The following is a 1,411-nucleotide window of genomic DNA, read 5'->3' on the forward strand; positions in this document are numbered from 1 at the left end:
GGGGGTGGAGCCCCCGGACGGGGGTCCCCCCTGCTTGAGCGAAGCCGAGAGGTGGAGGGAGGGACGGGTAGGGCCGGCGGGGGCGAAAACCCCAGGCCCGGCAACCTCCGTGCCCGTCTCACCTCCTTCGTCGGACGGGACGCCGACATCGCCACCATCCGGGGCGACCTGGCGGCGGCACGGCTCGTGACGCTGCTGGGCCCCGGCGGCGCCGGGAAGACCCGGCTGTCGCAGGAGGCGGGCGAGTCCATGGCCGAGGCCGTCCCCGACGGCGTATGGCTGGCCGAACTCGCACCGGTCGACGCCCCCGAGAACGTCCCGGAGGCCGTGCTCACCGCCGTCGGCGCCCGCGAGACCGTGCTCCGAGGCGCCGGCGCCGAGGAGATGCGGGCCGTGACCGAACGGCACGACGACCCGGTGAGCCGGCTCGTCGAACACTGCGGACGGCGGCGCATGCTGCTCATCCTCGACAACTGCGAGCACGTGGTCGACGCCGCGGCCCGCCTCGCCGAGCGGCTCCTGGAACGGTGCCCCGGACTGACCGTACTCGCCACCAGCCGTGAACCCCTCGGCGTACCGGGGGAGTTGCTGCGGCCCGTGGAGCCGCTGCCGGAGCCGTACGCACTGCGGCTGCTCGCCGACCGCGGCGCCGCCGCCCGGCCCGGCTTCGATCTCGCGGACGACCCCGAGGCCGTCGCCGAGATCTGCCGGCGGCTCGACGGCCTGCCGCTCGCCATCGAACTGGCGGCCGCCCGGCTGCGGATGCTGACACCGCGCCAGATCGCCGAGCGGCTCGACGACCGGTTCCGGCTGCTCACCAGCGGCAGCCGGACCGTCCTGCCCCGCCAGCAGACCCTGCGGGCCGTCGTCGACTGGTCCTGGGACCTCCTCGACGAGGACGAACGCGACGTCCTGCGGCGGCTGTCCGTGTTCGCGGGCGGCTGCGACCTCGCCGCCGCCGAGGCCGTCTGCGGGCCCGCCGCGCTGGAGGCCCTCGGCTCGCTCGTCGACAAGTCCCTCGTGGTGGCCGCGCCCTCCCCGGGAGAAGGAGCCGACGGGGGGATGCGCTACCGGCTCCTGGAGACCGTCGCCGAGTACGCCCGCGAGCGGCTCGACGAGGCGGGTGCCCGCCCGGCCGCCGAGCGCGCCCATCTCACGTACTACCGCGAACTCGCCCGCGTCACCGATCCGTTGCTGCGCGGCCCCCGCCAGCGCGCGGCGATCGGGCTGCTGGAGCTGGAGTACGAGAACATCCGTACGGCCCTGAGGCACGCGGTCGCCGAACGCGACGAGGACGAGGCCCTCACTCTGGTGCTGTCGCTGTGCTGGTACTGGCAGATGCGCGATCTGCGCAGCGAGGCCCGCACCTGGTCCAACGAGGTCATGGCCCTCGGCCCCGACCCCTTCGGCC

General features: G+C 75.0%; 1 protein-coding gene. It reads left to right on the forward strand.

Features of this window, described 5'->3' with window-relative positions; translation table 11 throughout:
- Positions 1–1,411, forward strand: a 1,411-nt coding sequence (locus tag FNH04_RS45965; protein WP_407704189.1) for an ATP-binding protein, incomplete at both ends; no start/stop codon positions are given.

The sequence above is a fragment of the Streptomyces phyllanthi genome, from assembly GCF_009377205.1.
Taxonomy (GTDB): domain Bacteria; phylum Actinomycetota; class Actinomycetes; order Streptomycetales; family Streptomycetaceae; genus Streptomyces; species Streptomyces phyllanthi.